The sequence below is a fragment of the Ensifer sp. EB106-03-01-XG145 genome, assembly GCF_058792075.1.
Window position 1 is genome coordinate 97756 of sequence record NZ_JBYTEC010000007.1, and the last position, 15841, is coordinate 113596.

1 protein-coding gene (cut by a window edge) is annotated in these 15841 nt (G+C 63.5%); it reads left to right on the forward strand.

Translation table 11 applies throughout. The features are described from left to right. Window positions 1-67 precede the first annotated feature (67 nt). On the forward strand, window positions 68-15841 hold the 5' portion of the coding sequence (locus tag AC3WWH_RS18375; protein ID WP_492377143.1) for an LEPR-XLL domain-containing protein. The gene runs 11199 nt beyond the window's last position; the window shows 15774 of its 26973 coding nt (coding positions 1-15774); it begins with the start codon at window positions 68-70; its stop codon lies beyond the right edge, outside the window.

Here is a 15841-nt window from a genome sequence, read left to right on the forward strand (position 1 = left end):
CAAGAATTCCCGACACCTCCGCCGAAAGTCAGCCGCACAGGATGGGCCACCTCCCCAGGAAACGGCGATGATCGAACGCCTTTTCCGGTGGTTCGGTGGCAGGAAGGCACGAAGCTTCACACCGCGCTCGGAAACCAGCCACCTACCCGGGCTCGCGCTCGAGACGCTTGAGCCCCGTTATCTGTTGTCTGCCGATATCATGCCCTTTGCGGTGGACATGGTCGGTGATGGCGGCGCTGACTACAGCCTGCGCTATGACAACCTGATCCAGGCGGTCCAGGTTTACGACAACAGGTCGAGCCTCCTCGTTGCGCAGCGGAATGCCGCAGAAATCGACTATATCCGGGTGACCGGTACTGCTGCGAACGATACGCTGACAATCGATTTTGGCACGGATTTCCTTCAGGCGCTCGATATCGATTTTCAAGGCGGCGACGGCGACGACAGGCTCTCGCTGACCGGCGGCGTGTTCGATCTCGTCGAGTTCGCGGTCGATGGCGTGGGGTCCGGTGTGTTTACCGCCGTAGACGGCCAGATCAGCCATCGGATCGGTATCGGTGGCGTCTCGACCGTGACCGATGCGACAACCGCGCAGGAGCGGATCTTTGCCGACATGACGGGCGAGGGGCAGACTCTGCGTCTCAGCGATGCCGGCACGCCGGGAGACGGGTTCTCGACACTTGACAGCATCAACGGCGACGCGCTGGTGTCCTACACCTTCGCTTCGCCAAATCTGAAGCTGACGATCGACACCGGCGCCGGCGACGACACCTTCGTCCATAATGGTTTCGACAACGCCGTTTCGGGCAAGGTCCTGCTGAGCGGTGGGGCCGGCAGCGACGCAGTGATCGGACCGCCAGAAGATTCCGACTGGAACATAACCGGACTGAATTCCGGCAACGTTTCAGGGGTGTCCTTCGTCGAGGTTGAGAATCTCAGAGGTTCGGCCGACAACGAGGACACCTTCTTCGTTTCAGCTGGCGGCGGACTGACCGGCGTCATGGACGGTGGGGCCGACGGCTTCGACAGTCTCGTTCTCGATGGCGGCGTCTTCCATTCCGTCACCTACGTTGCGACCGGTCCCGCATCCGGCACGATCACCCGCGATGGTCAGGTTCTGCGCTACGATGGCCTGGAACCGATCACAGACAATACGGTCGTCGCCGATCGTATTATCGCGACCAGCGATTTCGACGACGAAGCAAGGCTGAAGGATAACGGTGACGGCACTCTGACGCTCGAGTCGCTGTCGCTTATCCCGACCTTCGAGAAGGTCACCTTCGCCAAGCCCACCAACAGCCTGACAATCAAACTTGGCGCCGACCTCGGGATCCCGCTGCTGTCGAAGGATGTCCTAACGGTTACCGGTGTCAATCTCGGGGCTGCAAGCTTTACTGTTTTTGGCGAGAACGCTGCCGATACGGCTGGCGATGACGGCAAGGACGAAGTCTTCATCGAGGGGACGAACACATTCGGCGCCTTGGCGGTTCATGCCGAAAAGATCACGGTTTCAGGTGGTGTTTCGGCGACGACGGTCACCCTTGTGGCGCTCGCCGAAGACGACGGCAAAATCACCGGCGGCGCCTATTTCGCGACACCCGAGGCGATCATCGACCTCAGCGGCGCGACCATCACCGCCTCTGGCGCCGTGCAGATCTCGGCGACGGCGGATGCGACCGTTTCGGCTTCGACCGCGGAGGTAGGGCCGCTCAAAGGCGTCATCGTTACCGTTCTGCCGGAGGCGAGGATCAGATTTGACAACAGCACGTTGACGGCAGCGAGCCTGACGGCCGGCAGTTCGGTCAGCGTTTCGCTGACCGCGGCCGACGAAGGTGATGCAAGCGAGAACGACACGACCAAGGATGCCGCGGTTTCCGTGACGGTTGTTCTCAGTGATTCAATTACAGAAGTGCTGGGCGGCAGCGCCCTCAACGTATCCGGCGCCGTTTCGCTGACCGCCGACACCCAGCTGGCACTGACGACAACCGCGGATGGCGGCTCGGGCTCCAAGGGCGCGAGCGTTGCCGTTTCGGAAGTGAACGCGACGACGCGCGCCTATATGGCGGGCAACTCGTCGCTCAACGCCAATGGCGGTAACTTGCCCGATTCCGTCGCCTTCAGCGCGACTTTGACCAGCAATGTCAGCACCGCGGCGATCTCCAGCGCCGGTGGTTCGAACCAGGGCGATGGCACGAGCGAATCCGAAAAGCGGCTCGCCGACCCGAACCAGGACAGCAATACCTCGGACAAGGCGGCAACCAGCGGCGGCGACATCACCTTTGCAGGTGCCGTCACGGTTTCCGATTACCGGACAACGACGGAAGCCTATCTCGATAGTTCCACCCTCGTTTCCGCAAGCACACTTGCCTTGACGGCGACCTCCACGGAGAGCGTCACGGCAGCCGCCGACGGCTCGGCTACGGGCAGCGCCGGGACCGGCGTCGGCGTGGCTGTCGCGCTTGGCATCGCCGATGTAACCACCCGTGCCTATGTCGCTGGAACGTCGGATCTGACGGCGAGCGCCGTCAACCTCAATGCCACGCTGAATGCCGGCGACAGCTTTGTCGTGACGGCGGAAGCCGGTGCGGGCGGCGCCGAAACCAATGTCGCCGGGGCTCTCGCGATCAACATCATCATGACCGACGTCGAAGCCGTGATCGAGGCCGGTGCGACGGTCGATCTCAATGGCGCGGATCTCAGCCTCACGGCCTCGTCGACCACTCACGCCGAGACGGCCGCCACCCCCAATGGCGATGATCTCGGTGAAGCCGGCGAGACCGGCATCGGCGGCTCGGTGGCTCTTGTCGTCATCGACAACAATTCCATCGCGGAGCTCGAAAACGGTGCGACGGTCACGGCCGCAGACGACGTGACGCTTTCGGCAACCGGCAGCCATGAATCCGAGACGACGGCGGAAGCCGGCGGCACCGGCGGCAGCACCGGCATCGGTGGCGCAGTGGCGATCGACGTGATCGACAACACCACCCGCGCCTCGCTCGGGACGGACGATGTCGAGCTCGATATAACCGGTGATTTCTCGGCAACGGCAACCCATCATGGGCTAAGCACGACCACGGCTGACGGCACGGCGATCGGTTCGACCGCGGTCGGCGCCGCGATTGCGCTCGCCTTCGTCGACAACCGTGCAATTTCGACCACGAACCGCAATCTGCGCGCCGACGGTTCGGTCAGCCTGTCGGCGCTCGGCGATGGCTCCAGCAAGGCGGACGCGAAAGCCAGCGCCAAAGGCGCCGACAAGAACGACGAATCCGCCGATGGCAACACCAAGGCCGATCAGCAGAAGCAGAAGCAGGTAGACTTCGCCAACAGCAAATCCGGCGATGCCGACAACACGAGCCAGACCGCCAATACCGGCGGTGGCAGCGGTGGCGATGTCGGCGTCGCGGCCGCCCTTGCGATCAACGTCTCCGACAGCGAAGCGCTGGCCAGCATCGCCATTGGCCGCACCGTGACGGCTGGCGACGGCGCCGGAACCGGCGGCGTGAGCCTGCAGGCGAAAAACAACATGGATGCCTCGGCCATCGCCGATGGCAGCGCGACGCTCGAAAGCGAAACCTCGGGCACGGCGGTCGGCGCCGCCGTGGCGATCAACGTCGCAGACATGAGCAACAGGGCGATCATCGGCAACGGTGCGGTCGTCAACGCCGACGGCGGCGTCATCCTGTCTGCCACCATGAAGAATGTCGGCGGCGACCAGAAGAACGTCTTCGAAGCGCATTCGACCTCCGGCGCCAGCGGCGGCGACACCGGCGTTGCCGGATCGTTTGCGCTCAACGTGTCGGATGCCACAGCAGAATCGGCGATCCGGCCTTCCGCCAGCGTCACGCTCAGCAGCGACGACGCTTCGCTGACGGTCGCCAATACTTCGGAAAGCAGCGCGGTCGCCGAGGCGGATGCAGAGAGTGCCAGCACCGGCGTCGGAGCCTCCTTCGCCATCAACGCAGCCGACAACACGGCATCGGCCAAGGTCGAAAATTCCGTGGTCCTCACCGGCCTCGACGACCTGACGCTCAACGCCACCGGTAGCCACAAGACCACCACGACGGCGGAATCCGGCGCGACAGCCGAAGATGGTACCGGTGTTGGCGGCGCCATCGCGATCACTGTTGCCGACAATGTGACGGAGGCAAAGCTCGGCACCGGAGGCCTTATCGACCTTGACGGCGCCTTCGCCGCGACCGCGACCCACCATGGCGACAGCGCGACTTCCGCACTCGGCGACGCAATCGCCGGGAATACGGCGGTCGGCGCCGCTATTGCGCTTGCGTTCGTCGATGACAGCGCGACTGCGAGCACCGCCCGCAACATCACTGCGGATGGCAATGTCAGCTTCTCAGCCCATGGCGATGGCGCGAGCAAGGCCGAGGCTACAGCCAGTGCCGCGGGTGCGGACAAGGATAAGGAAAGCGACAGCGGCAACACCACCACTGACGACCAGAAGAATAAACAAAAGCAACTTGCCAACGAGAAATCGGGCAAGACGAATACGGGTGACAAGTCCGCAACGAGCCAGGGCGGTACCGGCGGGGGCCAGGTAAGCGTCGCCGCAGCGCTCGCCCTAAACGTCTCCTCGTCGCTTGCCGTCGCCTCGATCGGTGATGGCGTCACGATCATTGCCGGGCAAGGCGCGGGCACCGGAGCGCTTCAGCTCCAGTCCTCCAACAACATGAATGCCAGTGCCACGGGCGACGGCAAGGCGACGACCACGAGCAGTGGCACCGGCGTCGGTGTCGCCGTTGCCATCAACGTCGCGACCATGCGCAACGAAGCTTCGGTCGGCGCCGGCGCGCACATCACGGCCGACGGCCTCACCGCTTCGGCGACGATGAAGACGGTCGGCGGCAATGCCGAGCACAATTTCGGTGCGAAATCCACGTCAGGTGCGAGCGGCGGCGACACCGGCGTGGCGGGTTCGTTTGCGTTGAGTGTTGCAACCACCAATACGCTCGGCACGATTGGGCTCGACCACGGCGGCGGCGGCACGACGTCTGTGGCGCTCACTGGCGGCAACGTCAGCCTGCAGGCAACCAACACAACCAAATCGACGACAGAAGCGACGGCCCATGGTGCCGGCAGCGGCTCAGGAAGCACTGGCGTCGGCGCGTCGATAGCGCTTGGTATTTCGCTCAACACGACCTTCGCCGGGATCGAAAACGGCGAAACGATCAGCGGCAACACCGGCAACTTTCAGGCACTTGCCACCTCGAACGATACGGTCACCACCACGGCAAAGGCGGGCGCAGCCGGCAACACTGCTGTCGGTGGCGCAATTGCAGTCGCCTACGTGGATAATGACACGGATGCACATATCGGCTCGGGTGCTGGCGGTGCGATCACGTTGACCGGAAATCTCGCCGCGCAGGCGAGCCATGCCAGCACGATCCACACGCTCGGCGACGGCGAAGCGGCCGGCAGCAATGTCGGCGTCGGCGTTTCGCTCGCTTTGAACATCGCCGAAGTGACCAACGATGCCTTTGTCGGCAGGAACTTCTCCGGCGCCAACAATGTCAGTGTCACCGCCACGTCGACTTTCGACACGAAGGCAGAGTCCAAGGCGAGCGCCAAGGGAAATGATACCTCGAAGGCGAACTCCGACCAGGAGAGCAGCAACCAGACGAACATGGCGCAGAACCAGAGTGGCGGATCGAAGGCACCGACCCAATCTGGCAGCAGCAGTCTCGGCACCGCCGATAGCAAGAGCACGAATGAGACCGGTAAGTCGACACAGGGCGGGACCAGCGTCGCCGCCACGATCGCCGTCAACTTCCTCGACGCCGACAACACCGCGACGATCGCAAGCAACGTCGTGATCGGGTCTTCGGGCGCGATGGAAATCGAAGCGACGATGACCACCGATGCGCGTGCGCTCGGCACGGCGACGGCGACCAACACGAGCGCCAATACCGGCGTTGCCGCCGCTGTCGGCCTCAATATCGCCTTGCTCGACAATACCGCGCAGGTCAATTCCGGCGCCGATCTTACCGCCGGCTCAATCAAGGTACGGGCAGTCACGGCCGATGGCGAAAGGAATACCTTCCAGGCGCGGGCACTGGCAGGCGCCGTCTCGAAGAACACCGCCGTCGGCGGCTCCGTCGCGATCAACTATCTCGACGTCAATTCGAGTGCCATCATCGGCAACAACGCCGATCTCGACGCCAACGCCGGCGGGATCGCTATCAATGCGGTCAGCGTCAACGAGATGCAGAGCATCGCCGGCGGCGCGGCGCTGAGCCTCAATGGCGGCACCGGTGTCGGCGTCGCGGTTTCCATCAATATCGTCAACGATCTCAACACCAAGGCCGACGTCGGGACCGGCGTCGATGCCGAGGCGAGCGGCGCGATTGGTGTCACGGCCCATGCCGAACTGCTGCCGACTACGGAGAGCATTCCTGTCATCGGCAATCTGGCGGTGACCAGCTTTGCTGCCGGCGTTGCGGCAAGCAACGGAACGGCGGTGGGCGGTTCCTCAAGCGTCAACGTCGTCTTCATGGAGACGCATGCCTTCATCAATGACGGCTCCGATTTCGACGGCAATGGCGGGGTGACCGTCGAAGCGACCGATATCTTGACCATGGTCAGTGGTGCTGGCGGCATCGGACTGTCCGGGGGCAGCAATGCCGGTGTCGGCATCGGCCTCGACGTGAATGTCATCATCCGCAATACCAGCGCCTGGGTCGGTGGAACGGCGGACCTCGGTGCCATTGCCGGCAATATCCTCGTCAATGCCGATTCGTTCGACACCATCAACTCGATTGCCGCCACCTTCGGCTTGAGCCTCAGCGGCTCGGGCATCGCCGCGTCCGTCGGTGTCGTCGTGCTCGACACCTCGACCGAAGCCTATGTCGAGACGGGAACAGCACTCGACAAATCCGAGCTTCATGCCGGCGGAAATGTCTCCCTCAAGGCAACCGGTGACGCCAAGATCTTTGCGCTCGCCGGCGGCATCGCCTTCGGCCAGGGTGCCGGCATCGGCATCGGCGGCACGGTCTTCGTTCACATCGACGACGTGAAGGCTGAGATCCGCGGCCACGCGGACGTCGAAACCGGCGGCCCGGCAGGCCTCGACGTCTCGGCCATTTCGACCGAGGACGTGACCACGATCGCAGCCGCTGGCGGCGTTTCGACCAGCAGCGCGGCCGTGGCCGGCTCTGTCGCCGTCACGGTGCTGACCGAAACGACGATCGCACGCATCGGCTCGAATACGGCGGTCACGGCCCAGTCCGGCGCCAATGATCCGGGTGTTGCGGTCTATGCCTATGGCGAGACCGATCTGCTGACGGTTGCGGGATCGCTTGCTGCGTCCGGCGGCAGCGCCGCTGTCGGCGCCGGCGTGAATATCGCGACATTGATCAAGACCACGCAGGCATCGATCGATTCCGGCATGGATATGGATGCCGATGGCAACATCAAGGTCGAAGCGACCAGCAACGAGGACGTCGGCTCCTTCTCGGTCGCAGCCGGCGGGGCCTCCTCAGCCGCGATCACGGTCTCGGCGGATGTGTTCATCTTCGACGTGAAGACTCGCGCCTTCATCGGTGACGATCCGCTCGACGGCATCGCCAATGCGGGCCTGACCGACGTTCGCGCCCTTGGCAGTGTGCTGGTGCAGGCGGTCGATGAAACGGAGCTCGATCTGATCGTCGGCGGCGTTGCCGTCGGCGGCAGCGCCGGCGTCGGTGTCGCAGCCGGTGTGGCCGTCGTCACCAAGACGACGGAATCGTTCATCGGTGAAGACGCGCGCGTGACCGGCGAGGGCCAGCACAGCGTGGCTGCACGTACCGGCCGGTTCGACATCAGCTTTGCCGGATCGCAAAGCATGGGCGATGGCTATGACCCGCAGACCGACGGCCAGGTCAGCAAGGACAGTCTCGAAGCGGGCGTGCCGATCAAGCAAGGCGGCGGCGGCCTCGGCCAGTTCAATGACCTCGACCAGGATGAGAGCGATGACGGTACCCCAACCGACCCAGGCTTGACCCAGCAGCGGACGGCGACGGCCGCCGTTGATGGCGGCTTCCGCGGCGTCGCGGTTTCGGCAAGCACGAAGGATGATATCGAGACGGCGGCCATCAGCGTCGGCGGCGGCGGATCCGTCGGTGTCGCCGTCGGTGCGGCGGTCAACGTACTCAACACGACGACGACCGCGCTGATCGGGGAAGGCGCCCGCATCAATCAGGACATGAGCGGTGGCGGCAATGGGGCGCAGTCGGTCCTAGTCGCTGCGGCCAGCGATTTCAGCCACCTCGGCGTTGGCGCCGGTGCGGCCTTCGGCGGGTCGGGTGCAGCCGCTCCGGCAGTCGACGTGTCGGTCATTACCACGAAAACGAAGGCGACTATTGGCGACGACACGCTCGTAGACGCGAACAATGATGTAGCGGTCATCGCTACTGCGAAGGAAAAGGTTCTCGTCGTCTCCGCCGGGCTTGCGGTAAGCGGCGCCGTCAGCCTCGCCGGCGGCGTCTCGGTTGTCTCGCTCGATGCCGATACGTTCGCGCGCATCGGGGATTCGACGGTTGAGGCCGGCGGCGATGTCGCCGTCATGGCCAAGGACGACTCGCAGTTCACCATCGTTTCCGGTGCGGTCGCCATCGGTCTGGCCGGCGGCGGTGCCGCTGGCTCCGTTGGCGTCGTCAACGTCACCAAGGATACCGAGGCAACGATCGGCGAAAACGCGACGATCGACGCGCGCGCCAACGGCGCGGGTATCTCGAACGTGCTCGACGGCCAGATCACGACCAGCGGCGGCGATCCGACCGGTTTCTCCACGCTTTCCGGTGAGGCGCACGGCGTGATCGTCCAGGCGCAATCGTCGGAAATCGTCACGCATATCGCCGTTGCCGGCGCCGGCGGGCTCTATGTCGGCATTGCCGGTGCGGTCAGTGTGACAATCATCGATTCCGACACTTTGGCCGCCATCGGCGCGGGTGCCGCGATCAACCAGGGCTTTGCAGACTATCAGTTGCATCCGGGCAATGTCGGCCTCGGGCAGGGCGTTTATGTCAACGCCGCCAATGATGTCCGCATCACGTCCTTTGCCGGCTCGGCTGCCGTCGGCTTCGTCGGCATCGGTGGTGGCATCGATTTCGGCAGCATCAAGAACGACACCACAGCCTCGATCGGCGCGAATGCTGACATCCTGGCCCGCAACGATGTCGCTGTCAGTGCAGACTCGATTCAGGTCCTCAAGGGCTTCGCCTTCAGCGGCGTCGGCGGCGTTGTTGGCCTCGGTGCGTCGGTCTCGGTCTGGTCGATCGGACAGGATTTCAAGGACGATTACGCCAACGAGAAGGAAGGCACGTCCGGCGATGCCACCACGGGCGGCGGCGACAATGCGGCCGCCGATGCGGGGGAAAAGACCGATGGCGGCGTCGGCGAACTGACCGGCCAGATGACCGGTTTCAGCGGCGACGGAAACTCCCGCACCGCGGACTCCCGTGTCAGGGACAACATGCAGGGTGCGTCGGACCGGCTGAACGACCCGTCGTTCTTCTCGGGCGCGGACCTCGCTGCCGCGTTGATCCCGACGAATGAGGAGCACGGTACTACCGCCACGATCGAAGCCGGTGCGGATGTCGAGGCCGGCCATGACATTCTGGTCGTCTCGCGCCAGAACATGAAGGTCGATCTTCTGATCGGCAACGCTGCCGCGGGCCTCGTCGGCGCCGGCGCAGCCGTGACCGTGCTCAACGTCTCCGGACAGGTCAAGGCAAAGGCCGGCGGTAACCTCAGCGCCGGCAACCAGATCAAGGTCGAGGCTGAGCTTGATGAAGAGGTCGATGTGACGACCGTCGCCTTCCAGGGCGGGTTCGTCGGCCTCGGCGCATCGGTCATCGTCATCAACGATACCAGCCGCGTGCAGGCCCGCCTGCTCGATGGAACCGTGGTGGATAATGCCGCCCTGTTGTCGGTCAACGCTTCGAACACGCAGGACTTCGACGTCACGACGACAGGCATACAGGTCGGCGCAGTGGCGGCCGGCGCCTCCTATGTCGACCTCAATATCGGCGACACGGACGACAGCACGATCGAGTCTCTGGCGACCATCGGGGCTGGCAGCCAGATCGGCCAGAACGACACGGTCGGTGCGATCACTGTGCATGCGGTCTCGACCGTCGACGCCAAGGCGGAGACCTTTGCGCTCGCCGGCGGTGCGCTCGGCCTCTCGTTCAATTTTGCGCTGATCGATGTCGAGACCAACATCGAAGCATCGATCCTTGGCGGCGCAAACATCGATGCCACCGGCACCGTGACGCTGGAAGCGCTTTCGAGCCACAATGCCAAGGGCGATGTTTTCGCGCTCACCATCGGTCTCGGCGCGGTCGGCACGAGCTTCGTGACGGTGAATGTCGTACCGACGACAAGTGCGCTGATCGGTGGCAATTCGACTATTACAGCCGGCGGCATCGTCATGCTCGCCTCCCACAATTTCACCGGCGAAACGGCGACGGATCGTGGCGCCAAGGCCTTTGCCGAAGCCTCGGGTGGCGGCCTGTTCAGCGGCCAGGGCGCCGTGCCCACCGCCAAGGCCAACGCCATCGTCAACGCTACGATCGGCGCGGGCGGCAGCCTGACCATTACTAACGACATCGATATCAAGTCGCGCCTGCGCAACTACGCCGTCGCCAACACCGAGGCGAATTCCTTTGGTGCGGCCGCTGTCGGTGCAACCGATGCCGAAGCGACCGCCAACGGCCAGTCGAACGCGGCGATGAATGCCAATATCGTTTCGGTTCGCGACATCGGGGTCGACGCGCTTGCGATCAACGGCGCGCTCGCCGTTGCGGAAGCGACAGGCGGCGGCGTCCTCGGGGCGCTGACGCTCAACAGCGCCACGGCAACCGCAAGCCCGTCCTCCGTTGCGGCGACCATCGGCAACAATACGTCCGTTCAGTCCGCACGCCATATCCGGCTCAAGGCACTCGCCAACACGGAAGGGGATTCGAAGGTCGTCGGCGTTACGATCGGCGGCATTTTCGGCGCCGGCGATTCCGATGCCACGACCAATGTCAGCCCGACCGTCTCCAGCACCATTGGCACTGGCAGCGTCATCAATGCGACCGGCACGGTTTCGGTCGAGGCGATTGCAGCGCCCATTCCAGGCACGCAGCCCGACTATGCAGTCGTCGACGCCGATGGTGTCGCCAACACCATCACCGTCAACAACCATGGTCTCGTGACCGGCGATACCGTCGAATACGATGCCGGCACCGGTGGCGCGGTGATCCCCGGCCTCAACTGGCCCGATCCGCAGGATCCGGCGGTCAACCGTCAGTACAACGTCATCAACGTCATCGATGGCGGCAATGTCGACCCGAACAAGCTATACTTCGGCTCGACTTTCAATGCCGCAAGCATCGATTCCGAAACCGAGATTATTACTTTCCAGGGTGCGCATAACTTCATCAGCGGCGATGCCGTGCGTTACTACGCCGGGCCCGACGAAACGGTTAACAGCTTCGGCCTGACAGAAGGCAATCTCTACTACGTATTGGTTATCGACGAGTCCCATATCAAACTGGTCAATACGCATGACAAGGCAGTCAACCCGCAAAACTACTTCAAGAACTTCCAGCCCGACGACATCGCCGGCAATCAGATCACGATCTCCGGTCATGGGTTCACCAATGGCATGGCCGTCACCTATGACGCGCCCGACGCCAAGACCTTCGTCAGCCGGCAGGTCGATGTCCATCCGACGGCACTCAATCCCGATGGCTCACCGATTGACGACGGCACGCAGAACAACATTCGCTTCTTTGACGACAACGGCAACGCGCTGAACCATGGGTTCAGCGAGGGCGAGCACGTCGTCTACAACGTCGAAACGGAAACGGGAGCGCCCGGAACGCCGATCGGGGGGCTGTCTGATGGCCAGACCTACCGTGTCCACGTCGTCAATTCGACGACGATCCAACTGAAACGCAATGACGTGGTCACCGAACAGGTTCAGTTCGTCCGCAATGGGGCCGGCGACCGGATCATCCGTACCGATGGCGAGAACTGGGCCGATTTCGGTTTTGGAACTGGTACTCTGTTCATCAGCGGCGCCGGTGCCAACAGCGGTACCTACACCGTTACCGGCGTCAGCGGCAGCACGCTGATCCTGTCGGTCGTCAACAGCGTTACTGAAACGACGCTCACCAAGACCTTCGATCAGTCGATCATCACGCTCACGCCCAACAAGGCGAAGACTGCCGACGACATCCATTCGCTGATCAACGCCAAGAATCTGCCAATCGGCGGGCTCGAAGACGGCAAGACCTATTATGTCCGTGGCGTCAGCGGGCCCGGCGACGATACCTTCGAACTGTGGGACGCGCCTTCCGGCGGCACGCAGATGACGTTGACGCCGACCGGGCTTTCCGGCCCCTACGCCAACCATCGCATTGGCGCGCTGGCCGTCGACATATCGAGCGACACCACGAGCGAGCAACAGCTTCGGATCGACATCAACGATGCAGTGACGTCGGTAGCTGGCGGCCAGTTCCTGTTCGGCCCAGGCGAGGTCTCGCTCAGCGAAATCGCGCCGCAGTCAGGCGACGGCGTATCCTCGGCCTATTCAAAGGGTTCCGGCGGCGGCTTTGTTGGCGTCAACGGCAATGACGCCAATATCACCAGCAATCCGAACGTGACCGCCACGATATCGGCGACGCTTGTAACGACGAGCGGCGATGTCTCGATCACCACATCGGCCACCACCAATACGACGGCGCACGCGGTCAACGGCACCGGCGGCTTCGTCGCCGTCGGCGACGCGGATGCCAACAGCTACCAGGACATCAACAGTGTTGCCTCGGTTGGGGACGGCACGCGCATCGTCGCCGGCAAGAACGTCACCGTTGCATCCAGCACCAATGCCAATACCGGAGCCTCGTCGCATGCGAGCGCTGGCGGTGCCGTTGGCTTGGCTTCGCCGACGACCGTAGTCTGGATCGAGTACAACAGTGCCGCGACGATCGGCGCCGACGCGATCGTCGTCGCCGGCGAACTGGCACGGCTAACCGCCTATTCCGAAGCTGGCGTTTCCGCCAAGTCGACCGGTTCAGGCGTCGGCTTCGGCGGAGATGGCGATGCCGTCACGCATGTCTATATCGGTGTTGCGGATCCGAACCCCGATCCGGATCAGGCCGACACGTTCGCAACGCTCGGCGACCGGGCTGTTCTGAGCGCCAAGCGGGCCGTTGCCAGCGCGAAAGTCGGGCGCTTCGACGTCTTCGCCGGAAGCGACGGCCGCGGCGCCGGCTTCTATGGCGAAGGCCAGGCCGAAAGCACCATAACGGCCCGGCCGAAGGCGGAAGTGCACATCAATGCCGACGCCGAACTGACCGGCTGGGAGGGCGTCGATCTCGTCACCCGCTACGACAACGTCAAGACGCATGCCAAGTCCTATGCCCGTGCCACAGGCCTTTTCGGCTTCGTCGATTCCGATGCGCACAACGATACCGACGTGGCATCGAAGATATCCGGCGCGTCCGGAGCCCTGGTGACCGCCGGCCCGCGCGACAATGCGGATGGTGTTCTCGGCCATCCGGATTATCCGCAGGAGCCCGCGGCATCGAGCGAACACCTGGCGCTCTATGCCTCCACCGTCAACGGCTCGATCTCGCAGACGGATGACGCCGACCACAGCAAGCGTTCGCTTGCCGCCGGCGGCTCCGATGGCAGCAGCCCCGACGACCGCCCGCAACAGATCGACTTCAATTCGGATGTCCTCATTCTCTCCGGCCGCTCGCCAGAACTGGTTGTCAAACAGCTCGTCATCGGTGCTGACGGGCAGATCGACGTCGCGGTCGAGGTGACCGTCAACGATAGCGCCAGCGGTGGTGGCAGCAGCGAAGGAGAGGGCGATACGATCCAGAGCGCCGACATCGTCGTCAACGACATCGTCAATCCCGGCCCGGGCGACGTCGTCTTCGATTCCGACACGATGGTCGGTTCCGGCGGCACTTGGACGTTCCGCGACACGCTGCAGCGCGTTACGATCCGCAACGAGTCCGACAAGGACATCGTCATCAACAACATCGATGTCGTCACCGACGAGCAGCCGCTTGCCTGGTTGAACCCGTCGAAGACAGTGACCCTGACGTTCAACATCGAGCGCGAGGTGGCGCCGACGCTGATTGAGATCACCGACACGGGCGGCCGGTCGGATATCTATATCAACGGCACCATCGAAAACCCGATCGGGACCACCTCGATCGTCAATACCGACGGATCCGTTTTCGCGACCAACGATCGCGGTGTGCTCGGCAGCGACGGCCGGGAATCCCTGATCCGCACGCACATCCTCAATATCCGCGCCGAGGAAAATGTTGGAACGACAGGAAACCGCGTCAATGTCGACATCGTCGATAGCGCCGGCCTGCCGCAATTGATCAGCTTCGATACCGGCCGCGTCAGCGGCCTGACGGAGCAGATCTTCCTCGGGCACGAGAACCGCTTCTATACCGGCCAGCTCGTGCGCTATGACGCGGTCAGCACAGCGATCGGTGGGCTCGTCGATGGTGGCTACTACTATGTCATCGCTTCCTCCGACGGCCTGAGCGTCAGGCTGGCAAGCACGCTGGCGAATTCCCTCGCCGGTGTCGCGATCAATCTTTCGCCGAGCGGGCCGCTCACCAACCAGCACAGCCTGATTGCGGCGGAGACATTTACCGTCGATGCCGTCCAGAACATCAACCTCGACCTCAAGGCCCTGTTGCGCGAAGACCTCGGCGGCGGCTACTACATTGTCGAAATCGACCGGATAAGCGCCGGCGATAGCGCCAATGTGCTGCTACAGGCGAGCCTCGAGCAGAGCGGCGCAGGCGCCTCGGGCGGCGTGCTCGTCAAGGCGCCGAGCCAGGCAGCCGGTATCACCCATTACAATTTCTTCCGGCCGGACAGCGGCCTTCCTGAAGAGCTGAGCCGCGGCGTTTTCGGAACCGGCAACACGACGATCGCTTCCACCTACGACTTCCGTGGCATCGATCCGGCTACCGGCAATCGGACTCTGCCCGGCCTCCAGGCCGGAGCGGTCACCAGCGGTGGCGATATCATCGTCGCTGCAGCAAATCCCGATCCCGGCGCAACGACGATCAATGTCCTCGGAATCACCGAAATTACCGGAAACGGCGATATCGATGTGGTGACCAACGGCTACATCGCCTTGAGCGAAAAGACCGGCGACATGCGCGTCGAGCGCATCAAGTCGACTGCGTCGGATGTGCTGCTCTATTCGCCGCGACGCATTCTCGATGCGCGCGGCCTCACGGAAGGCGATGTCGAAGCCGATGTCGCCGGCCGCAACATCACCATGGCCGCCGGTGTCGGTCTCTTTAACCCGAACCATGCACAGGTCGCTGCGCAGGTTCTCAACCCGACGCTGCTCGACATCAATTCGCCGCTCGGGGGCATCGGCCTGCCGAACGATTTCCTCGAGATCAACGTCGACATCCGCAACGGTCTTGGTGGCCTCGGTGTCCTCAGGGCATTCGATACGACCGCAGACAGCACGCTCGGCATCTTCCTCGATGAAGTCGTCGGCGATCTGCTCGTCCACACGGTCCATACGACGCGTGACATCTCGCTGCGCACCGTCTCTGGCTCGATCCTCGATGCGCGCAACAACGGCGCCGGCGATGATTTCGCCGACCTGCTTGGCCAGAGCATCGATCTCGACGCCAATGGCGGCGGCTCCATCGGCGCCTTCAACAATGATCTGGAGATCGATTCCTCACGCGGCTCGTCGAACGACGACGTCGCGCTGGAAGCCGACAACAACATCTATCTGGCGGAAGCACCCGTTAATCCCGGCGAGAGCGCCGGCAACCTCAGGCTCGTG